Source organism: Achromobacter maghribensis, assembly GCF_057334215.1.
In genome coordinates, this window is record NZ_JBHFII010000039.1 from 148,868 (window position 1) to 169,545 (window position 20,678).

The window sequence follows — 20,678 nt, forward strand, 5'->3', positions numbered from 1 at the left end:
CCGACATGACGAACCTGGACCAACGCGTGTTTGTCGCCGGCCATCGCGGCATGGTGGGCGCCGCGATCACCCGCGAACTGCAGCGCCGCGGCTACCCGCAGGTGCTGACCCGCACCCGCACCGAGCTGGACCTGGAAAACCAGGACCAGGTGCACCGCTTCTTCTCGACCACCCCGGTCGATGTGGTGTACCTGGCCGCCGCCCGTGTCGGCGGCATTCTGGCCAACCAGAATCATCCGGTCGACTTCCTGTACAAGAACCTGATGATCCAGTGCAACGTGATCCGCGCCGCGTATGCGGCCGGGGTGCGCAAGCTGCTGTTCCTGGGATCGTCATGCATCTACCCGCGCGAGGCCCCACAGCCGATCCGCGAAGATGCCCTGCTGACCGGCCCGCTGGAAGCCACCAACGAGCCCTACGCCATCGCCAAGATCGCAGGCTTGAAGCTGTGCGAAGCCTATCAGCGGGAGTACGGCGCGCGCTTCATTTGCGCCATGCCGACCAACCTGTACGGCCCGCACGACAACTACGACCTGCACAGCAGCCATGTGTTGCCCGCGCTGATTCGCAAATTCCACGAAGGCCGCGAAGCGGGCCAGGAAAGCGTCACGATCTGGGGCACGGGCACGCCGCTGCGCGAGTTCCTGTATGTGGACGACCTGGCCCAGGCCTGCGTGACCCTGATGGAGCATCCCGACGCCGAAGGCATCTACAACATCGGCGCGGGCAAGGACATTTCCATCGCGGACCTGGCGGCGCTGGTGGCGCGCGTCGTGGGGTACCACGGGCGCATCGTCTACGACACCAGCAAGCCGGACGGCACGCCGCGCAAGCTGATGGACTCGTCGCGCGTGCAGGCGCTGGGCTGGCGGCCCGGCATTTCGCTTGTCGACGGCATCGCGCTGGCCTATGGGCATTTCCTGCGTGAACGCGTCGAACAACCCCGACAGGCGCTGCCCGTGGCCTGAGGGCCGCGCCAGCATGCAACACAGGCTACCCGATGCTTGGATTCGTCAGAAAACACATCGCCGGCAACGCTTCCTTCTGGGGGCTGGTGGAATACGGCATCGGCCCGGTCGCGGCGCTGGTGGCGCTGCCCATCCTGTTCCGTCAGCTGGGCACCGTCGGCTTTGGCCAGTACTCGATGATCATCGCGCTGGCCGGGTTCGGCAATGCCGCCAACCTGGGCGCGGCCGTGACCGCGACCAAGCTCGTGTCCGAACGGATGCACGAACCGGGCGGCGCCTACCGCGCGGCGGGCGTCAGCATGTCGCTGATCGGTTGCGCGCTGGGCGTGGTCACGCTGGCCGCCGTGCTGTTGTGGGCGGTCGTCGGCCTGGCCTGGCCTGCCGCCACCTTCGGCGGCGTCGCGGTGACCTTGCTGGCCATGCCGGCGCTGGCCATCTATCTGACTCAACAGTATGACCAGCTGTTCTCGGGTTGCCTGAAAGGGCGCGAAGACTTCCGCGCCACGGCGCTGTGCGAAGTCTTCAGCCGTTCCGCAACGATGGCGCTGGCTTGCGCCACGGCCTGGCTGACGGCGTCGCCCACCTGGACGGGCGTGGCCCAGGCCCTCGGGCTGCTTGTCGCCGGCACCGTGAAGATGCGCGTGTTCTCGCGCGCCTACGGCCGGGTGCTGGTGCGCCCTGTGCGCGACCGCGCCGCGATGATGGACGCATTCAAGTTTTCCCGCTGGTCCTGGCTGAATAGCCTGAGCGCGCTGGCGTTCGGATCCGTGGACCGCGTGCTGGTGGGCAGCCTGATGGGTCCGGCCGCGCTGGCGATCTATACGGTCGGCGTCCAGGTCGGACAGATCATCCATACCGCCGCGGTGGCGATCTTCCAGAAGGCCATGCCGCGCGTCAGCCGCCTGTCGGTGTCGCCGCCCTATGCCGGCGCCGCCGAACGCGAGATCCGCCGCATGATGCTGTGGAACCTGGCGCTGTCCGCCGGCGCCACGCTGGCGGTGCTGGCCGTGAGCCAGCCGCTTCTGAACCTGCTGCTGGGCGACAACGTGGCCACAGGCCATCTTGACACCTTCCGGCTACTGATCGTGGCTTCGGGGCTGCTGTCCCTGAATGCGGCGGCGCACTTCTCGCTGCTCGGTCTGGGAAATTCCCGCGCGGTCGCCATCCTGAACGGTCTGGGCGGGCTGGCGATGCTGTGCGTCATGGCGGGATTGGTACACGCGGCGGGTGAGCACGCCGCGGCTTGGGGCCGTATGGCCTACGCGGCGATCACGCTGGCCGGCGTCGCTCTCGCCATCCGTCAATCCCGCCCCGACTTCCCGGGCGCATTGCCAGCGGCCACCCGTTAACCCCAACATGTTGAGGTCTTACATGCGCAAGCGTCATAACGAGTATTCACGTCAGCTCATCGACTTCGTCCGCGAACTCCGTCCGCCCGCGCCCATCGCCGGCGGCCTGCTGCCCAAGCTGACCATCGTGACCCCCTCGTTCAACCAGGCCAAATTCCTGGAACGCACCATTCTGTCCGTGCTGAACCAGGGCTATCCGCGACTGGAGTACATCATCATCGATGGCGGGTCGACCGACGGCAGCGTGGACATCATCCGCAAGTACGAGCGGTACCTGACGTACTGGGAAAGCACCCCCGACCGCGGCCAGTCCCATGCCATCAACAAGGGATTCGAACGGGCCACTGGCGATTACGTCGGCTGGCAGAATTCCGACGACCTGTACTTTCCGGGCGCGCTGCGCAAGCTGGGCGCGGCCGCGGCGCGAGGCCGCGCGCCAATCGTCAGCGGCAACCTGTTCGTGGCCGACGCCAACAACCAGATCTTCCGCAAGATCCACTACACGCCCGTCAACCGAGGCACGCTGACGGTCGTGAAGGCGTCGATTCCCAACCAGTCGGCCATTTTCCGCCGCGACCTGCTGCGCAAATACGGGCTGCTGCAGGAAAGCATGCGCTATTGCATGGACCTGGAGCTGTGGAGCCGGCTGCTGCGCGAGGGCAAGAACCTGATCGTGCCGGACGCGCTGGGCGTGTATACGGCGCATGACGAAACCAAGACGGCCCTGATGCAGGACGTGCTGCTGGAAGAGCGCGAACAGATCGTGACCCGCATCCGGCGCACCGAACCGGGACTGGGCCGGCTGTTCGAACTGTCCTGCCGCGCATCGAAGGTGGCCGCGCATGCCCGCCAGGGAGACCTGTCCTACCTGTTCGAAAAGCTGACCACCAAGATCTTCAGACGCGACGACTGGGCCGCGCACTAGGACACCGACATGAGCCCGCATCGCCGCCTATCCACCCTGCACCTGCTGGGGCTGTTCGCGTTCACCGCCCTGGCCCTGAACGACGACCGCTTCATCCTGGGCGTGGGCAGCTTCAAGCTGTCGCCTTTCGACGTACTGTTCGTCGCCATGCTGGCCGTCAAGGCGCTGCGGCTGGCCGAGCCCAGCGCGTACGCCTTGCCCCGCGGCGTGCTGGGCGCGCTGCTGGGCCTGCAGGCGATGTCGGTGATCTACCTGCTGCTGGTATCGCTCCATCACCCCGGCATCGAGACCGGCGACGTGGCGCGCGACCTGCGCATCGTGTTCTATTTCCTGTGCACGCCATTCCTTTGCTACAAGGACATCGATAGCCCCGCCGCTTACGCCGTACTGCAAAAGTACATCGTGGCGGCCTGCCTGGCGGTGGCCACGCTGATGCTGCTGGAACAGGCGCAGGGTTTCAGCGTGTCCAACCCGCTGCGCAACGTGCGGCTGGGCGTGTGGGCGATCCCGTTCGGCGTGGTGTCGCTGCTGACGTTCCGGCGCACGCTGAACGTGTCCGGCCCCAAAGCCTACGCGCTGACGCTGTACATGCTGTTGGCCCTGGTATTTTCGCTGAACCGCAGCCAATACCTGCAATTGGCGGTATCGGTGGTGATTGCGGTGCTGCTGGGCGCGGGCCCAGAAATCCGTCGGCGCGCGGTGCTGATCTTTGCCCCGGCCGCCGTCGCGGGTGTGCTGGTGTTTGCCAGCATCGGGTACCTGGACGTGCTGGCCAACCGCATCTTCAGCGTCGAAAAGCTGGACGAAGATTCCAGTTATGGCGCACGCATCCAGGAGATGCAGGGGCAGATGGACTCCTTCGCCGAAAGCCCCGTATTCGGCAAGGGCGCGGGGTTCCGCAGTTGGGTCATGGGCGAAAACGGCTTCGAACTGAGCACCTTCGCGCACAATTCCTGGGCCTTTTACCTGATGAAGTTCGGCGTGGTCGGCACGATCATGATCATGCTGCCGCCCCTGCTGATATTGCTGCTGACGCTGCTCAGGCGCTACCAGCATCCGGGCCTGGAAATGCACCGGCGCTACCTGTTGGCGACCGCCCCCATCTACATCTTCATCGATTCGCTCTCCGGCGGGCTGGCCTATGCGCCCAAGACCGCGTTCACCGGATTCCTGCTGTGCTATTGCCTGTCGCTGATGCGCAATGCGCAGATCATGCCCGTGCCTCGGGCGGACACGCCCGCAGCACCGTTCACCCCCAGCCACCGCCCGGACGCCGCGCGCCGGGCGCTACCGAGAGTGATTCCCCATGCCTGATGTCTTGTTTGTCGCGCCGGACTTGCACGGCGGCGTCGGAAGGTGCGTCGCCTTCATCGTGGACGCCTTGCCGGAACAGGGCGTGGATTCCGCCCTGTTCCTGCTGCGGTCGCGCAACCGCGAGTATCCGGTCGGCAACCCGAAGGTCACCCGCGCGCTGCCGGTCATTGAATCGCCCACCAAACTGCGCTTGATGCTGCCCCTGGCGTTCATGCGCCTTGTGGCCCAGATCCGGCGCGACAAGCCCGCCATCGTGTGCTCGCATGGCCTGTTGTGCAACATGCTGGTCGTCCTGGCCAGAAAGATGCTGGGCGGCACGTTCCGGACGGTCGCGTTCGAGCACAGCAGCCCGGCCATCCACTACGGCGCGTCGCGGATGCGACGCCTGAAGTGCTGGCTGGTCAGCCAGACCTACCGCCGCCACGACGCCGTCGTGGGCGTGTCCCGTGGCGTGAAGGAAGATCTGGTCAGCATGTTTCCGCCGCTGCGCGGCAAGGTCCACACGATCTACAACGGCGTGCCGCTGGACAACGTGCGCAGACAAGGCGCCCAGCGCCCGGAAGGCGGCACGACGACCCCCTATCACGTCGTGGCGGTGGGCCGGCTGGAAGCCGTGAAGGACTACGCCACGCTGATCGACGCCGCCGCGCTGCTGGACGACCCCGGCATCGCCTTCACCATCCTGGGAGAAGGTTCCGAGCACGCGGCGCTGCAAAAGCGCATCGACGAGCGTCCGTCGCGCACGTCCGTGACGCTGGCCGGTCACATCGACAACCCATTCCCCGTGATCGCCGGCGCGGGCGCCTTCGCGCTGACGTCCATCCGCGAGAGCTTCGGCAATGTGCTGGTTGAAGCGCTGTGCCTGGGCGTGCCGGTCATTTCGACCGACTGTCCCCATGGGCCGGCGGAAATACTGGACGCCGGCCGCTACGGCCTGCTGGTGCCGGTGGGCGACGCGGCGGCGTTGGCCGATGCCGTGCGCCGCCTGGCCTACGACGGCGACATCCGCGAGCAATTGGCCGCCCGAGGCCCCGAGCGCGCCGACGCCTTTTCCCTAGAGCGGCATTGCCGCAACGTCATCGCGCTATTCCAGCCGCTGATGCAACGCGGCACGCCCTGAACAGGACAGCATCATGCAGAAAATACCGGTTTCCGTGGTTGTCATGACGAAGAACGAGGAACGCAACATCACCAAGTGCCTGAAGGCGCTGTCGGAGTTCGACGAGGTGTTCGTGGTGGACTCCAACAGCACCGACGCCACCTGCGCGATGGCCACGGCGCTGGGCGCGCGCGTCTCGAACTTCCAGTGGAACGGAAAGTACCCGAAGAAAAAGCAGTGGTGCCTGGAGCAGCTGCCGTTCTCGCACCCGGTCGTGCTGTACGTGGACGCCGACGAGGAAATGACGCCTGCGCTGGCCGCCGAGATCCGCGAAACGCTGCCGCGCTTTGCCGCCGGCGCCGGCGGGGCTTTCGTGCCGTTTGACTACGTGTTCTGCGGCAAGAAGCTGGTGCACGGCCACCGCGTCTACAAGCTGGCGCTGCTGGCCCGTGACCAGTCCCGTTTTCTGGACTACGACGATCTGGACGTGGCCCACATGTGGGAAGTGGAAGGCCATTACCAGCCGCAAGTCCAGGGCGAGACCTTCGCGCTGCGCCAGCGCATGGTGCACAACGATCACGACTCGCTCTTCCATTATTTCGACAAGCACAACCGCTATTCCGACTGGGAAGCCAACCTGCGCACCAAAGGACTGATGAACGATCCGCGCGAAGCCAATGTGGGCGCGCGCGCGCTGCTCAAGCGCATCTTCCAGGCCATGCCGTTCAAGGCGCCGATTTCCTTCCTGCATTCCTATGTTTTCCGTCTGGGGTTCCTGGACGGCAAGGCCGGCTACGACTACGCGGTGGCGCGCGCCATGTATTACTGGCAGATTCGCATCAAGACCGAAGAGCTTCAGAAGGCGCGGCAGGCGCGCGCGGGCGACGCGCAGGCGGATGCCGTGGCGGGGGCCGCCAAATGAGCGCGCTCCAGCAACTGGACCGCTTTGCGCTGGCGCCGGGCCAACGCGGCCGCTCCGCGTTGACGGTGCAGCTGTGGTGGATGGTGCAGGGGACCGTGTTCCGATGGTCGCCACAGGTCGCCTATGGTTTTCGCCGCTGGCTGCTGCGCTGTTTCGGCGCGCAGGTGGGCCGCAAGGTGCTGATCCGGCCGACCGCCACGGTGACCTATCCGTGGAAGGTCCAGATTGGCGACTACGCCTGGATCGGCGATGACGCCGTGATCTACAGCCTGGGGCCCATCCATATCGGCGCGCATGCCGTCGTGTCGCAACGCAGCTATCTATGCGCCGCCGATCATGACGCGGGCCAGCCGGATTTCCCTTTGCGCGAACGCGCGGTGCGCGTCGAAGATGGCGCCTGGGTGGCGACGGACGTGTTCGTCGGCCCGGGCGTGACGATCGGCCGCGAGGCCGTGGTGGGCGCGCGCAGCTCGGTATTCCGCAACATGCCGCCGGCGATGGTGTGCCATGGCAACCCCTGCCGGCCCGTGCGCCCCCGCCTGCCCACGCCGCCATGAAGATACTGATCTACGGAATCAACTACGCGCCGGAATTGACCGGCATCGGCAAGTACAGCGCCGAACTGGCCGAATGGCTGGCCGCGCAGGGCCATGACGTGGACGTCGTGACCGCCCCGCCCTACTACCCCCAATGGCAGGTTCACAACGGCTACCGCGCGGGCCGCTACCGCAAGGAAGAGCGGGCCGGCGTCACCGTGCGCCGCGCACCGCTGTGGGTGCCCGCGCGCCCCGGCGGCCTCAAGCGCCTGATCCATCTGGCAAGCTTCGCCGTATCCAGCCTGCCGTCGCTGCTGCGTGCGGCCGCCCGCCGGCCGGACCTTATCCTGGTGGTGGAGCCGGCGCTGTTCTGCGCGCCCGCCGCCTGGCTGACGGCGCGATTGTGCGGCGCGCGAGCGTGGCTGCACATCCAGGATTACGAAGTCGACGCGGCATTCGAGCTGGGTCTGCTGAAGGGCGCCCGGCTTCGGGCGCTGGTCAAGCGGGCGGAAAGCTGGTTGATGCGCCGCTTCGACCGCGTGTCCACGATATCGCATCGCATGCTGGACTTGGCAGTGGCCAAAGGCGTGGCGCCCGAGCGTGCCGTGCTGCTCCCCAATTGGATCGACGTCAACGCCATCTCGCCGCGTGCGGACGGCGGCGATTACCGAGCGGAACTGGGTATCCCGGCCAACGCCATCGTCGCCCTGTATTCGGGCAACATGGGCGGAAAACAAGGGCTGCAGACGCTGGCCGACGTGGCGCGGCAGCTTGCCGACGACACCCGGCTATGGTTTGTGTTCTGCGGGCAGGGACCAGAACGCGCGCCGCTGCAAGCGCGTTGTGAAGGGCTGTCGCGCGTCGTGTTCCTGGACCTGCAACCGGCGGCGCGGCTGGGTGCGCTGCTGAATACCGCGGACATCCACCTGTTGCCGCAACGCGCTGGCGCGGCCGATCTGGTCATGCCATCCAAGCTGACGGGCATGCTGGCCAGCGGCCGTCCCGTCGTCTGCGGCGCCGCGGCCGGCACGGAGCTTGCCACCGTCGTCGCGCATTGCGGACTGCTCACCGCCCCCGAGGACGCCGACGCCATGGCCCAGGCCATCCGCACGTTAAGCAACGACGCGCAGACCCGCCAGGCCCTGGGCGCATCGGCGCGCCACTATGCGCTGACCTATCTGCACGTCGACGCGGTATTGGCCGCGGCGGAACGCGAGTTCGCGGCGGTGGTCGGCGTGAAGGCCCAAACGCCGGCCTCCATGAAAAGCCGCACTCGCGAAAGCGATACGTAGGGCGGATGATTCGCGCCCGTAGCGGGCGCCCCTATTTGCCATCGACCTTGATTGGAGCGGGCGTTCCCGCGCTTCTGACCAGCCCCATCTGCACCGCGATATAGGCCGCTTCGGCCTGGTTGCGCGCGTTCAACTTCCAGTACAGCGTGCGCGCATGGCTCTTCACCGTGGCGACCGAGATGCCGACCTGTTGGCCGATTTCGCGCATCGTCTTGCCTTGCACCAGCAGCTGCAGTATTTCTTCCTGCCGCTGCGTCAGTTCGCGCAGCTCCTGCGCCGGTGCGTGCGAGGCGCTCTGGGGTCGCCCGGCCGGTTGGGGATAGCACTCGCCGCCCGCCATCACCAGGCTTACGGCCGCCGCCAGCGCGTCGGGACTGGACGCCTTGGGCAGATACCCCGCGACCCCGCTGCGCGCGCACACGCCCATGACGGACGTGTCCAACACGGAATACAGCACCAATACCAGGCGCGGCATGAAGAAAGCCATCGACTGGGAGATAAGCCCGATGTCCTGCTCGGCCATGCCACTACAACCGATCACCAGTAATTCCACTGGACGGTTGATCGAACTGGACATGTTGAGCAAATGGGCTGGCGAAATAGCCAGGATGTCGTCGGCGTTCCGGACACGTTCCAGCACATGCTGAATTGCGACGCGAAGCAGAGCGTAGTCTTCGATCAGTACGGTTGTCATCCCGGGAGGAACCTTGTGACGCATGGCCCATACACGGTTCCCGTCACACCGGCGCACCACGCTGCCTGAGCAGGTTTTGGGTGGTGCGCCGGCATGACGGGAATCTCGTCCGCGCTACGGGATCACTATCGCGAGGTGTTGTGATTCGCGCTATCGACCCAGGCTTGCGGACACAACCCATGCTATCAGCGGCTACGTTCGCTGAATCTCGTTCAGGAGGATGATTGGTGGTGGAAAGGCGTGCCAAAAAGCACGCCGGGCACTGCTATGTAAGCCTTAGCCAGGATGGCTATGCGGACCCCGGCAGCAACGGAACCTGCGCGTTCCAGGCTGCCGGGCAGGCAGCGCAACCTGCTGTTACCCCAGCTTGCGCCCGTAGATCTGCCCGGCGTCCGTATCCCTGCTGCCAGTGGGTTCGTGCCATTCCAGTGTTGCCCCGCGCTGCAAAGCCGCGTAGACCGCCTCTCCCTTGTTCTTGACATGCAGGCGCTGGTAAAGCGTGCATGCATGCGTCTTGGCGGTGGCGACCGAAATGTTGAGCATCCGGCTGACGGTCTTGATGGGATAGCCCCTGGCCAGCAACACCAGGACTTCGTACTGACGCGGCGTGATCTGAAGCAACTGCGCCCCGGCGCTGACCGGCATCGAGCCCTTTCCAGAAGCCTCGTCGGCATCGCGAGACGGCAAGGCGCAGACCGTTGCCGCCGGCGTCTGCAATGCCTGTTCGCTGGGAAAGCACTGTCCGCCCGCCATGACCAGGCGTATCGCGGCTTCCAGGATTTCAACCGAGGCGGTCTTCATCAGGCAACCATATACGCTTGCGCCCGGCAAGCCCTGCACCGGCATGGGCAACGGCATCACGTCCGTCAAAAGCAGAATCCGCTTGGGAGTGAGCACACGCTGGATCTCGTGCAATGCGCTCCATGCCTCGTCGGTCTCCACCGGCAACCCGTAGATCAGAAGATCGGCGCCCGCGTGCGCGCCGTCGGCCTTGGATAAATCCGCCAGGCCCATCCCCTCGATTTCCCACACATCGTCCAACTTGCTAAGTATCTGCCACAACCCCAACCGCAATAGCGGATGGGCTTCAATCAGGACCATCTTGGCCATGGTGTCCTCCCGGTTTTTCGACGGGCCTAGAAGGGATCTTCGCTGTGCTGAAGACTATTTTTTTTCCAGCCCCGCGGTGGGTGGTCCGCACTATCCCGGAATATCTAATGAAGCTGGACCGGGGCGTTTGGGCTGGGCAACTTTGGTAGCCAACATAACGGATGGCATGAACCCATCTTATGGTTCGAAACCCTCAAAATCAAGACGTTTCAGGGCGATATAATCCGACAAAAACAGAAATCATTCGTTAGCCTTAATCACTCTCGTAAATAGGGATGAGAAGGTCTTCTCCGTCTTTTTGACGCTAGGGTTTTTACCAACATTCGAAGGCATACGGAGCGGCTCCCCGAGGATCCTCCTTTGTGGAGGCTCAATAGGGACGGGCCATAAGGGATGGGGGGCACAAAAAAAGCCGCATCGGGGCACACACGCCCGCCGCAGCGCGGAAGACCGGTTTCGGATGGGAAAGCTATCGATATGTTTCCACGGACACATCACGCCCGTGCGTGCATTTTTCAAAAGAAATATAGGTAACATTTTTATTTTTGTGCCGGATGCATCATTTACTCCATATAGGCGAAGTCAAATACCGTATGCCCCCCTTGGTGATGCCAATGGTGCATTGAAGCATGACGCTTCCCTAAAAAGCTCGCGTAGTGGATTTCGCCATCGGTTTCTACATAGGTCGTCGGGGAAAGCTCCTCGATCCGGTTCAGTGAAACGCCCTTGCCGTAGTGGCAGAAGCCCTGATACTGCGCGCAGCGGATCACCTCTCCGCCAGGAGAGACAACGATTCCGGCGTTGCGGGCCCGCATCGGGTTGCGCACGATCGGATTGCCGGCGTGCGGCGTCCAGACCGTGGAACGCGGCGAATCCGAAAAGAACGCGAACAGCTCGTCGCAATGGCTTTGGCCGTCCGTCCGATCGATATTCGTTAATAACCACCAGTATTCTCCGTGTTTAAAAATAATGGTATCCACGGCGGATATATTGGTCATCAAAGTGACATCAAGCTCCCATTTAAGCGGAAATTCAGTGCAACGCCACAATTCGATACTGCGATTTCCGCACGTTTCCGGGACCATGTAGGTCACGCCTTCGTGTTCGAATATATAGGGAAACGACAGGTGGTAGGGCAGGTTCAGCGCGGTGCCAAGCAGCCGGAAAGCCCCGTCGGAGTAGGTCGCGACCGAAATCGTGCCCTTCCGGGAAGTGAAGTCGTAATCCTCAAAAAATATATATGGTTTTTTATCGTGGGTATATACGAAAGGGTCCGCGAAAAATCGCCCCTTCGGAGGTTGCAGCACCATCGCGTCCGATACCACAACCTGTTGCCGGGCCGATGGGAACATACCTATTCGCCATCGAACATTGCGCTTCATGATGCGCCGCACAATTAAATCAGACATTAACCATGCCTGACGCGCGATATAAGCCGCGCTGTCCCACTCCATCGGATCGGGCCGGCGCGGTCCGCTCATGATCTGCATTTGGGGCGTTGCCATGGTCTGCCTGGCGTGGGCCAGCGCCTGCAAGGCGTCGTAGACCATGAAATTTCCCAGGCTGAAGGCGCGCGCCTGATTCTTCAGCCAGAACACTTCCGTGTTGAAACTGCGCTGGTCCAGGAGTTCGTCCTGATCCGCTTCCGGGCCGACACGCCAGAGTTTCACGGTGGTGTGATCCTCGCGCTGGTAAACCTCCCAAAAACCGGCATATCGGCTGGTGGACACCGCGATATCCGAATAGCTCAATTGCCAGACGCCCAAGCGCGCCCACCCGCTCATTTGCGCCCGAGTCGCCAGCGACGCGCCCAGCGTGATCACCAGGTCCAGGCCAAGCGCGGCGACCACGTCTTCGCCTTGCACCGCCTCTCGCGGCGCCAGCGGCAGCACTGGCACGCCAGGTGGCGTGCTTTGCCGCATGTCTCGGCAGTTCGCCAGCATCTGGCGCTGTTTGACCGGCAGCAGCCGGGCCTCAAGGCGTGACAACGTGCCGAACAGCGCCTTCACCCCCAGACGCGGCGTCCTGACAGCGCCTTCGGGCGATATGACCAACAGAGCGGACAGGTCGAAATCCTGACTATGGATCAGCCACTCCGCCATCTCATGCATCCAGCCGGGTTGCTCATACCCATCAACCAGCAGTCCCACTCGGTAGGTCTTCATTTGTCCTGCTCCTGTGTCGGGGCGCACGGGTAGCCGTAGCGGTCTCGCCAACGGGCCCGCGTCGCGTACGGCCGGTGCAACGCGTTCAACTCCTCGCGCTGATACTGCGGCGTTTTGCGCGCGGCTTCCAGACCACATTCATCCTAGGGCGGCCGTCCGAGGACGAATGGCCAAGCCCCCCGCCTTCGGCCGATGGGCGCGTCGTCCCTCGGCGCGAGCCCTCTCATCCATCTGATCTAGCTGACCCGGTCCGCTCATACCTGAAGGGTTCAGACCAACCGGTGCATAAGCGCCGTCACGGGTAAACCCTATTGGGGATTGCCGAGGCTCGCTTACTGCACTTCCCTACCGCATAATGTTTTTAAACGAACGTTTGAATTCAACCATATGCAAGAAATCAGAACTCCCAACACTCGCGAATCCATCCTGGACACGGCCGAGGCGCTATTTGCGCAACAAGGCCACGACGGCACATCGATGCGGCAGATCACCGGCGCGGCCGGGGTCAATCTGGCATCGGTGAACTATCACTTCGGCTCCAAGGAGTCCCTCGTCCAGGCGGTGCTCAAACGCCGCCTGGAAGTGCTGAATCGCGAGCGCCTGCGCCTGTTGGATGAACTGGAGTCGCAATCCGGCGGCAAGCCCCTGAAGCCGTCGCTGATCGTGGACGCCTTCTTCGGCACCCTGCTGCGTCTGGCCGCCGATCCCGCCCAGGCGGGCAGCACGTTCCTGCCGCTGCTTGAACGGACCATGACCGATCCGTCCGATTTCATCCGCGCCCTGTTCGCCGAGGAATACGCCGACGTGCTGGAGCGCTACCGCAACGCCCTGTTCGCCGCCCTACCCGACGTGCCCAAAGCCGAAATCGTGTGGCGCTTTCAATTCATGCTCGGCGCCACGTCGTACGCCATCATCGGCACCGACCTGCTGCGGTCCGTCACGGGATGGACCCTCGACGAAGCCGAACAACCCGACAACCCCGACCTGCTGCTGCCCCGGCTGATGAGTTTCCTGCTGGGCGGCTTGCGCGCGCCGCTGCCGCCCGTCGTGGGCACGTAGCCGTCCCGACCTCATAGCGGCCGCTGGAACAGAACAGAACACATACGGAGACAACGAAATGAACGCAGTCCTCATCGCGCTGGCCGCCATCGCGCTTCTTGCCGCCGTTTTGCTGGGCGTGCGCCCCCTGCGGCGCGCGCTGCTGTCGGCGCCGATCTTCAACCTGTACCGCAAGGTCCTGCCGCAGATGTCGGACACCGAGCGCGATGCGCTGGAAGCCGGCACGGTCTGGTGGGAAGGCGAACTGTTCCGGGGCCGGCCCGATTGGAGCCGCCTGCTGGCCTATCCGCGTCCGCGCCTGACCGAGGATGAACAACGCTTCCTGGACAACCAGGCGGAAACGGCCTGCCGCATGGTCAATGACTGGAGCGTCACCCAGGAAAGCTATGACCTGCCCGCCGATGTCTGGAACTACCTGAAGTCCCAGGGTTTCCTGGGCATGATCATCCCCAAGGAATATGGCGGTCTGGCCTTCTCGGCCTATGCGCATTCCGAAATCGTCACCAAGCTGTCCACGCGCTCGTCCGCCTTGGCGGTGTCGGTCATGGTGCCCAACTCACTCGGCCCCGCCGAGCTGCTGCTGCACTACGGCACCGACGAACAAAAGAACCACTACCTGCCTCGCCTTGCCCGCGGCGAAGACGTGCCCGCTTTCGCGCTGACCAGCCCCTGGGCCGGATCCGATGCCGCGGCCATTCCCGACAGCGGCATCGTTTGCAAGGGCGAATGGCAGGGCCGCGAAGTGATCGGCATGCGCGTCACCTGGGACAAGCGCTACATCACGCTGGCACCCGTGTGCACCTTGCTGGGCCTGGCTTTCCGCCTGTATGACCCCGACGGCCTGCTGGGCGGCAAGCGCGACCTTGGCATCACCTGCGCGCTGGTACCGCACGATCACCCCGGCGTCGACACCGGCCGCCGTCACTTCCCGTTGAACGCGATGTTCATGAACGGGCCCACCCGGGGCACCGACGTCTTCATGCCGTTGGACTTCATCATCGGCGGCCCAGCCATGGCGGGCCAAGGCTGGCGCATGCTGATGGAATGCCTGGCCGCGGGCCGTTCGATTTCGCTGCCCTCGTCCAACACCGGCATGTCCAAGCTGACGGCCCGCGCCGTGGGCGGCTATGCGCGCGTGCGCAGCCAGTTCCGCACGCCGGTCGGCAAGTTCGAGGGCGTGGAAGAAGCGCTGGCGCGTATCGGCGGCCACACCTACATGATGGATGCGGCGCGCAGCATGACGGCCGGCGCCGTGGACCTGGGCGAAAAGCCATCGGTCGTGTCGGCGATCGTCAAATACCATGTGACCGAACGCGCCCGCCAGGTCGTCAACGACGGCATGGACGTCATCGGCGGCAAGGGCATCTGCCTGGGCCCCAGCAACTTCCTGGGCCGGGCGTACCAGCAGATTCCGATCGGCATCACCGTGGAAGGCGCCAACATCCTGACGCGCAGCTTGATCATCTTTGGTCAGGGCGCGATCCGCTGCCACCCGTATGTGCTGGCTGAAATGCAGGCCGCCCAATCGCCGGACGGCAAGCAGGGCCTGACCGACTTCGATCGGGCGTTCTGGGGCCATGTCGGCTTTGTCGTCCGCAACAAATTACGCGCGCTGGGCACCGCGCTGACGGGCGCCCGCTACGTCAGGGTGAACGCCGATGTCGCGCCGGACATGTTGCGCTACTACCAGCTGCTTAGCCGCTATTCCGCCGCCTTCGCCTTGCTGGCCGACACCTCGATGCTGGTGCTGGGTGGCAGCCTGAAACGGCGCGAACGCCTGTCGGCGAGACTGGGCGACGTGCTGTCCCAGATGTACCTGGTCAGCGCGACCCTCAAGCGCTTCGAAGACGAAGGCCGCCAGGCCGCCGACGCGCCGCTTGCGCACTGGTCCATCCAGGACGCGCTGTTCAAGCTGCAGGAAGCCTTCGACGGCGTGCTGGACAACTACCCCAACCGTTTCGTCGCCTGGAGCCTGGCGCGCATCATCTTCCCGTGGGGCCGCACGCAATCGCTGCCCTCCGATAAGTTGGGCCAGGACGTGGCACGGCTGTTGATCAACCCCAGCGCCACGCGCGACCGGCTGACCGCGGGCTGCCACCTGCCCGACTCCGCCGACGAACCCGTGGGCGCCATCGAACAGGCCCTGGCCGCCACGCTGGAGGCCGAACCCATCGAGGCCAAGATCCGCGACCTGGAAAAACGCGGCGCGCTGGAAGGCAATCCCCAAGCCAACGTGCGCGACATCGCCGACGCCGCATACGCCGCCGGCGGCATCACCGCGGAAGAATATGCCGTGGTGAAACGCCGCAACAGCTTGCGCGATACCGTGGTGAAAGTGGATGATTTCCCCTTCGACCTTGGCGCGTCCGACGCAGCCAGGCCCGCTGCCGAACGCAAGGTCGCCTAAGAGGAGGGAACCGATGGCATTCAAACCGGTTTACGTCGTCGACGGCGCCCGTACGCCCTTCCTGAAAGCGCGCACGGGGCCCGGCCCCTTCTCGGCGGGTGATCTTGCCGTGCAGGCCGGCCGCGGCCTGCTGCTGCGCCAGCCCTTCGCGCCCACCGACCTGGACGAGGTCATCGTGGGCTGCGCCGCGCCCTCTCCCGACGAAGTGAACATCGGCCGCGACATCGCGCTGCGCCTGGGCTGCGGCAACACCGTGCCCGGCTGGACCGTGATGCGCAATTGCGCCTCGGGCATGCAAGCGCTGGACTCAGCCATCGCCAACATCCAGTCCGGCCGTTCGGCGCTGGTGCTGGCGGGCGGCACGGACGCCCTCTCGCGCGCGCCACTGTTGTTCTCGGACGACATGGTGCGCTGGCTTGCCGGCTGGTACGCGGCCCGCGGCATCGGCGCCAAACTGGCTGCCTTGCGCCGCTTCAGGCTGAAGAACCTTGCGCCGGTCATCGGCCTCTTGAAAGGCTTGACCGACCCCGTCGTGGGTCTGTCGATGGGCCAGACCGCCGAGAACATCGCCACCCGTTTCGGCATCGACCGCGCGGCCATGGACGCCTATTCCGCCGGCAGCCACCAGCGCGCGCTGGCGGCCCGCGCCGCGGGCATCATGACCGAAATCACGCCGTTAATCGACACGCAGGGCAAGCTGTATCCCGATGACGATGGCGTGCGCGAAGACTCCACGCCAGAGAGGCTGGCCAAACTCAAGCCCGTGTTCGACAAGCCCTGGGGCAACATCACCGCCGGCAACAGCTCTCAGGTGACCGACGGCGCTGCCATGTTGGTGCTGGCGTCGGAAGAAGCCGTGGCCAAATGGAACCTGCGCCCGCTGGGCCGCATCGTCGACAGCCAGTGGGCGGGGCTGGATCCGGCGCAGATGGGCCTGGGGCCGGTCCATGCGGCCACGCCGATCCTGCAACGTCACGGCCTGGGCTTGAATGACCTGGATTTGTGGGAGATCAACGAGGCCTTTGCCGCCCAGGTGCTAGGCTGCCTGGCGGCCTGGCGCGACGATGCCTATTGCCAAGCGCACTTCGGTACGCCAGCATGGGGGTCGCTCGACCCCGGCAAGCTCAACGTGGACGGCGGCGCCATCGCGATCGGACATCCGGTGGGCGCTTCCGGCGCCCGCATCGTGCTCCATCTGCTTGATGCCCTGAAGCGTCGCGGCGCCAGGCGGGGCATGGCGGCCATCTGCATCGGCGGCGGTCAAGGCGGCGCAATGCTGGTTGAAACCCTGGACGAGGACCGCCCATGACGACCCTGGACTCGCTCTCCCACTGGCGCCTGGAACGCGATGCCGATCACGTGGCGTGGCTGACGTTCGACCGCGCCGGCAGCGCCGTGAACGCCTTGTCGGCCGACACCATGACCGAGCTGGCCGTGGTGCTGGACGCGCTGGACGCCGCGCCGCCCAAGGGCCTGATCATCCAATCCGGCAAGGCCACGGGCTTTATCGTGGGCGCCGACGTCAATGAATTCGCCAGCCTGGACACGCCCGAGCAAGGCCGCGCGCTGGTGGCCCGCGGCTGGAACCTGTTCAACCGCCTGGCCGCCGTGCGCTATCCCACGCTTGCCCTGATCCAGGGCCATTGCCTGGGTGGCGGGCTGGAACTGGCGCTGGCCTGCCGCTATCGGCTGGTTGCCGACGAACCTGGCACGTCGCTGGCGCTGCCCGAAGTCATGTTGGGCATCTTCCCCGGCTGGGGCGGGATGCTGCGCTTGCCGCAAGTGATCGGCGCGCCCGCCGCGCTGGACATGATGTTGACCGGCCGAGGCGCGGACGCCCGCCGGGCCGCCGCGCTGGGCCTGGCCGATGCCCGCGTGCCGACCCGTCTGCTGCGGGCCGCGGCCCGCCAGACGGTGCTGTCGAACAAGCCCGCGCGCCGTGCCCGCGGCCTGGGCGGGTGGGCCAACCGCTGGCCGCTGAAATCCGTGGTGGCCAATCGCGCCCGCAAGCAGATCGCCGCCAAGGATCCGCAGGGCCACTACCCCGCCGCTCCCGCGATCGTGACGTTGTGGGAAAAGCACGGCGGCAACGCCCTGCAGGCGCCGGGCCTGATCGACGGCATCATTGCATCGGACACCGCGCGCAATCTTCTGCGCGTGTTCCGTTTGCAGGAACGCCTGAAGGCCAACGGCAAGCAGACCGGCGTCACGCCCGCCCGCCATGTCCACGTCGTGGGCGCGGGCGTCATGGGCGGCGACATCGCGGCCTGGTGCGCGCTAAAGGGCATGACCGTCACCTTGCAAGACCAGGACATGGCCCGCATCGCCCCCGCCGTCCAGCGCGCGGCGGCGCTGTACGCGCGCCGCCTGAAAGACCCGCGCCTGGCGCGGGCGGCGTTCGACCGCCTGATTCCCGACCCGGCGGGCGGCGGCGTGCCGCTGGCCGACGTCGTCATCGAAGCCATCAGCGAACAGCCGGAGGCCAAGCGCGCGCTGTACCGCTCGCTGGAACCGCGCATGAAACTCGGCGCCCTGCTGGCCACCAACACGTCCAGCCTGTCGCTTGAAACCCTGCGCACCGGCTTGGCGGACCCCACGCGGCTGATCGGCATCCACTTCTTCAACCCGGTCGCCAAGATGCCGCTCGTGGAAGTCGTGCATGCCGACGGCGACGCGGGCGATGCGCTGGCGCGCGCCTGCGCCTTCGTCGGCCAGATCGACAAGCTGGCGCTACCCGTCAAGAGCGCGCCCGGTTTCCTGGTCAACGCCGTGCTGGCCCCCTACCTGTTGCAGGCGATGCGCAGCGTGGACGACGGCGTTGCGCCTGAAACGGTCGACGCCGCCATGGTGGCGTTCGGCATGCCGATGGGGCCGCTGGAACTCGCCGACACCGTCGGCCTGGACATCGCGCGCGCCGCTGGCGACGAACTGGCCGGTGGCGCCGAACCCCCGCGTTGCCTGGCCGAACGGCTGGCCCGCGGCGATCTCGGCAAGAAAAGCGGCAAGGGCTTCTATACCTGGCGCGACGGCAAGCCGGTCAAGCACACCGGGGCCACCCCGGCGGCTGCCCCGGCGGGCCTGGCAGAGCGCCTGATCCAGCCGCTTGTGGACGCCACCCGGCAGCGCGTGGAGGCGGGCGTCGTCGCCGACGCCGACCTGGCCGACGCCGGCGTGATTTTCGGAACCGGATTCGCCCCCTTCACGGGCGGACCCTTGCATTACCAACGTAGCAACCCCTAGGCACAGCAGTAAAACGGCTCACGCCGATTAGACCGGATCGACAAGAAAACCGGCAGTGGAATAGAGACATACATCCAACTCGAGGAGGCAGTACCATGCGCAGACGTTCATTGTCCCTGAGCACCTTGTCGGCCCTTGTGGTCGGCCTGGGCGCATCCGCAACGTCCTATGCCGCCGGCTTTCAGCTCTTGGAGCAGAACGCCAGCGGCTTGGGCAACGCGTACGCAGGCTCGGCGGCAAATCCGGAAAACGCCAGCATCATCTACTACAACCCGGCAGGCATGACGTATCTGCCTGGCATCAACTTTTCGGGCGGGGTCAACTTGATCAAGCCCTCGTTCAAGTTCTCGGACAATGGCAATAGCCGCAATCCCAGCGTGCCAGGCATTCCCGGATCGGGCTTGAACGGGTCGGTGCCCACCGGCGGCAATGGCGGCGACGCCGGCAACCTCGGGGTCGTCCCCAACCTCTACGCTTCCTGGCAACTGAACGAGCAGTGGTACATCGGCCTGGGCGTCGGCGCCCCGTTCGGGCTGATGACCGAATACGACGACGGTTGGGTCGGCCAATATCACTCCAACAAGTTCGAGATCAAGACCATCAACGTGAACCCGTCGATCGCCTACAAGGTCAACGACAAGTTCTCGATGGGCTTCGGCGTGAATTGGCAGCACATCGATGCCAATTACAAGAAAAAGACGGTGGTGCCGATCGCCGGCCTGCCGGTCGCCACCAACGGCGACGCCGACTTGAACCTGAAGGGCGACGCGTGGGGCTGGAACATCGGCTTCATGCTGCAGCCGACGGAAGACACGCGCATCGGCCTGTCGTACCGCTCGAAGATCAAGCACACGGCCAAGGGCGATACCGACATCACCAGCATCGGCCCCAGCAAGCAGTCGGTGTCCTTCGACGCCAAGGCCTCGGTGGACTTGCCCGATACGCTTATCTTGAGCGGCACGCATCAGCTCAACGAACGCTGGGAACTGCTGGGCGACGTGTCGTGGACGGGCTGGAGCAGCATCCCCGAACTGAAGATCCGCAACTCGGGCGCCGGCGCGCGCGACGACGAACTGCCGCTGAATTTCCGCGACACGTGGCGCGTCGCCGTGGGCGCGAACTACAAGTTCGCTCCCGCCTGGAAGTGGAAGTTCGGCGTGGCCTACGACCAGTCTCCGGTCCACAATGAAGCCGACCGTCCGACCTCTCTGCCCGACAACGACCGCTACTGGTTCTCGACGGGCGTGCAGTGGCAAGCCACCAAGAGCACCACGCTGGATCTGGGCTACACCTATCTATACCTGCGCAAGACGGACATCGACACGACGTCCGGCAGCCAGCTATCCAAGGGCCGCGTCGCGGGCACCTATGACAGCAGCGGCCACATCTTCGGCCTGCAGCTGTCGTCCCGCTTCTAGCCTTGCACGGGCGGGCCGGCCCCAAGCCGCCCGCCCGCTTTTCCAGGAGAATCCCTTGAGCAAGTTCGTCGTCAAACACGTCGCCGTCCTGGGTGCCGGCGTCATGGGCGCGCAGATCGCCGCCCACCTAGCCAATGCCGGCGTGCCCGTCACGTTGTTCGACCTGGCGGCCGCCGAAGG

General features: G+C 65.2%; 17 protein-coding genes. 14 read left to right on the forward strand and 3 right to left on the reverse strand.

What is annotated here, in order from left to right:
- The first annotated feature begins 5 nt into the window (after positions 1-5).
- From ACE039_RS16260 to ACE039_RS16295, 8 genes are read left to right on the forward strand one after another with little or no spacing between them, the layout of a single operon-like run.
- Complete coding sequence (locus tag ACE039_RS16260; protein WP_485822820.1) at positions 6-968, forward strand: GDP-L-fucose synthase family protein; 963 nt, start codon at positions 6-8, stop codon at positions 966-968.
- Positions 969-1,000: 32 nt separating this feature from the next.
- A complete protein-coding gene (locus ACE039_RS16265; RefSeq protein WP_485822821.1) occupies positions 1,001-2,317 on the forward strand; it encodes a lipopolysaccharide biosynthesis protein in 1,317 nt (438 codons plus the stop codon).
- A gap of 22 nt (positions 2,318-2,339) precedes the next feature.
- Positions 2,340-3,242, forward strand: a complete 903-nt coding sequence (locus ACE039_RS16270) for a glycosyltransferase family 2 protein (protein WP_105557572.1) — start codon at positions 2,340-2,342, stop codon at positions 3,240-3,242.
- A gap of 9 nt (positions 3,243-3,251) precedes the next feature.
- Positions 3,252-4,556: an O-antigen ligase family protein gene (locus ACE039_RS16275; protein ID WP_448708996.1), complete on the forward strand. Its 1,305-nt coding sequence runs from the start codon at positions 3,252-3,254 to the stop codon at positions 4,554-4,556.
- Positions 4,549-5,676 carry a glycosyltransferase gene (locus ACE039_RS16280; protein ID WP_485811505.1) on the forward strand — a complete coding sequence of 376 codons (1,128 nt, stop codon included), beginning with the start codon at positions 4,549-4,551 and terminating at the stop codon, positions 5,674-5,676. Before ACE039_RS16275 ends, ACE039_RS16280 begins: the two co-directional genes overlap by 8 nt.
- A 13-nt stretch (positions 5,677-5,689) precedes the next feature.
- Entirely contained in the window at positions 5,690-6,577 is an 888-nt protein-coding gene (locus ACE039_RS16285; protein ID WP_105557569.1) for a glycosyltransferase family 2 protein, read from the forward strand.
- Positions 6,574-7,134 carry a putative colanic acid biosynthesis acetyltransferase gene (locus ACE039_RS16290; protein ID WP_105557568.1) on the forward strand — a complete coding sequence of 187 codons (561 nt, stop codon included), beginning with the start codon at positions 6,574-6,576 and terminating at the stop codon, positions 7,132-7,134. Before ACE039_RS16285 ends, ACE039_RS16290 begins: the two co-directional genes overlap by 4 nt.
- Entirely contained in the window at positions 7,131-8,405 is a 1,275-nt protein-coding gene (locus ACE039_RS16295; RefSeq protein ID WP_485822822.1) for a WcaI family glycosyltransferase, read from the forward strand. The genes ACE039_RS16290 and ACE039_RS16295 overlap by 4 nt, the downstream gene beginning before the upstream one ends.
- A gap of 31 nt (positions 8,406-8,436) precedes the next feature.
- Here ACE039_RS16295 and ACE039_RS16300 read toward each other — a convergent pair whose 3' ends face one another.
- From ACE039_RS16300 to ACE039_RS16310, 3 genes are all read right to left on the reverse strand, one after another.
- Complete coding sequence (locus ACE039_RS16300; protein WP_313462787.1) at positions 8,437-9,099, reverse strand: helix-turn-helix transcriptional regulator; 663 nt, start codon at positions 9,097-9,099, stop codon at positions 8,437-8,439.
- Between the two features lie 357 nt (positions 9,100-9,456).
- A complete protein-coding gene (locus tag ACE039_RS16305) occupies positions 9,457-10,209 on the reverse strand; it encodes a response regulator transcription factor (RefSeq protein ID WP_313462789.1) in 753 nt (250 codons plus the stop codon).
- Between the two features lie 563 nt (positions 10,210-10,772).
- On the reverse strand, positions 10,773-12,374 hold the full coding sequence (locus ACE039_RS16310) for a glucosamine inositolphosphorylceramide transferase family protein (protein ID WP_105557565.1): 1,602 nt from the start codon (positions 12,372-12,374) through the stop codon (positions 10,773-10,775).
- A 387-nt stretch (positions 12,375-12,761) separates the two neighbouring features.
- Here ACE039_RS16310 and ACE039_RS16315 point away from each other — a divergent pair, with 387 nt between their 5' ends.
- The 6 genes from ACE039_RS16315 to ACE039_RS16340 all read left to right on the forward strand — a co-directional run.
- On the forward strand, positions 12,762-13,433 hold the full coding sequence (locus ACE039_RS16315; RefSeq protein WP_105557564.1) for a TetR/AcrR family transcriptional regulator: 672 nt from the start codon (positions 12,762-12,764) through the stop codon (positions 13,431-13,433).
- 58 nt (positions 13,434-13,491) lie between these two features.
- Positions 13,492-15,840 carry an acyl-CoA dehydrogenase gene (locus ACE039_RS16320; protein WP_485822823.1) on the forward strand — a complete coding sequence of 783 codons (2,349 nt, stop codon included), beginning with the start codon at positions 13,492-13,494 and terminating at the stop codon, positions 15,838-15,840.
- A gap of 13 nt (positions 15,841-15,853) precedes the next feature.
- Positions 15,854-17,149: an acetyl-CoA C-acetyltransferase gene (locus ACE039_RS16325; protein ID WP_485822824.1), complete on the forward strand. Its 1,296-nt coding sequence runs from the start codon at positions 15,854-15,856 to the stop codon at positions 17,147-17,149.
- Entirely contained in the window at positions 17,146-19,080 is a 1,935-nt protein-coding gene (locus tag ACE039_RS16330) for a 3-hydroxyacyl-CoA dehydrogenase NAD-binding domain-containing protein (RefSeq protein ID WP_485822825.1), read from the forward strand. The genes ACE039_RS16325 and ACE039_RS16330 overlap by 4 nt, the downstream gene beginning before the upstream one ends.
- Positions 19,081-19,175: 95 nt before the next feature.
- Positions 19,176-20,498: an OmpP1/FadL family transporter gene (locus ACE039_RS16335; protein ID WP_199196817.1), complete on the forward strand. Its 1,323-nt coding sequence runs from the start codon at positions 19,176-19,178 to the stop codon at positions 20,496-20,498.
- A gap of 55 nt (positions 20,499-20,553) precedes the next feature.
- The coding region (locus tag ACE039_RS16340; RefSeq protein ID WP_485822864.1) for a 3-hydroxyacyl-CoA dehydrogenase NAD-binding domain-containing protein at positions 20,554-20,678 on the forward strand (125 nt) is incomplete at its 3' end.

What these genes read in the sequence shown, in the direction of transcription:
- ACE039_RS16305 (WP_313462789.1), bottom strand. Translation starts at nt 10,209, where the DNA reads ATGGCCAAGATGGTCCTGATTGAAGCCCATCCGCTATTGCGGTTGGGG.
- ACE039_RS16290 (WP_105557568.1), top strand. Translation starts at nt 6,574, where the DNA reads ATGAGCGCGCTCCAGCAACTGGACCGCTTTGCGCTGGCGCCGGGCCAA.
- ACE039_RS16325 (WP_485822824.1), top strand. Translation starts at nt 15,854, where the DNA reads ATGGCATTCAAACCGGTTTACGTCGTCGACGGCGCCCGTACGCCCTTC.
- ACE039_RS16280 (WP_485811505.1), top strand. Translation starts at nt 4,549, where the DNA reads ATGCCTGATGTCTTGTTTGTCGCGCCGGACTTGCACGGCGGCGTCGGA.
- ACE039_RS16285 (WP_105557569.1), top strand. Translation starts at nt 5,690, where the DNA reads ATGCAGAAAATACCGGTTTCCGTGGTTGTCATGACGAAGAACGAGGAA.
- ACE039_RS16300 (WP_313462787.1), bottom strand. Translation starts at nt 9,099, where the DNA reads ATGACAACCGTACTGATCGAAGACTACGCTCTGCTTCGCGTCGCAATT.
- ACE039_RS16275 (WP_448708996.1), top strand. Translation starts at nt 3,252, where the DNA reads ATGAGCCCGCATCGCCGCCTATCCACCCTGCACCTGCTGGGGCTGTTC.
- ACE039_RS16270 (WP_105557572.1), top strand. Translation starts at nt 2,340, where the DNA reads ATGCGCAAGCGTCATAACGAGTATTCACGTCAGCTCATCGACTTCGTC.
- ACE039_RS16295 (WP_485822822.1), top strand. Translation starts at nt 7,131, where the DNA reads ATGAAGATACTGATCTACGGAATCAACTACGCGCCGGAATTGACCGGC.
- ACE039_RS16330 (WP_485822825.1), top strand. Translation starts at nt 17,146, where the DNA reads ATGACGACCCTGGACTCGCTCTCCCACTGGCGCCTGGAACGCGATGCC.
- ACE039_RS16260 (WP_485822820.1), top strand. Translation starts at nt 6, where the DNA reads ATGACGAACCTGGACCAACGCGTGTTTGTCGCCGGCCATCGCGGCATG.
- ACE039_RS16320 (WP_485822823.1), top strand. Translation starts at nt 13,492, where the DNA reads ATGAACGCAGTCCTCATCGCGCTGGCCGCCATCGCGCTTCTTGCCGCC.
- ACE039_RS16265 (WP_485822821.1), top strand. Translation starts at nt 1,001, where the DNA reads ATGCTTGGATTCGTCAGAAAACACATCGCCGGCAACGCTTCCTTCTGG.
- ACE039_RS16310 (WP_105557565.1), bottom strand. Translation starts at nt 12,374, where the DNA reads ATGAAGACCTACCGAGTGGGACTGCTGGTTGATGGGTATGAGCAACCC.
- ACE039_RS16335 (WP_199196817.1), top strand. Translation starts at nt 19,176, where the DNA reads ATGCGCAGACGTTCATTGTCCCTGAGCACCTTGTCGGCCCTTGTGGTC.
- ACE039_RS16315 (WP_105557564.1), top strand. Translation starts at nt 12,762, where the DNA reads ATGCAAGAAATCAGAACTCCCAACACTCGCGAATCCATCCTGGACACG.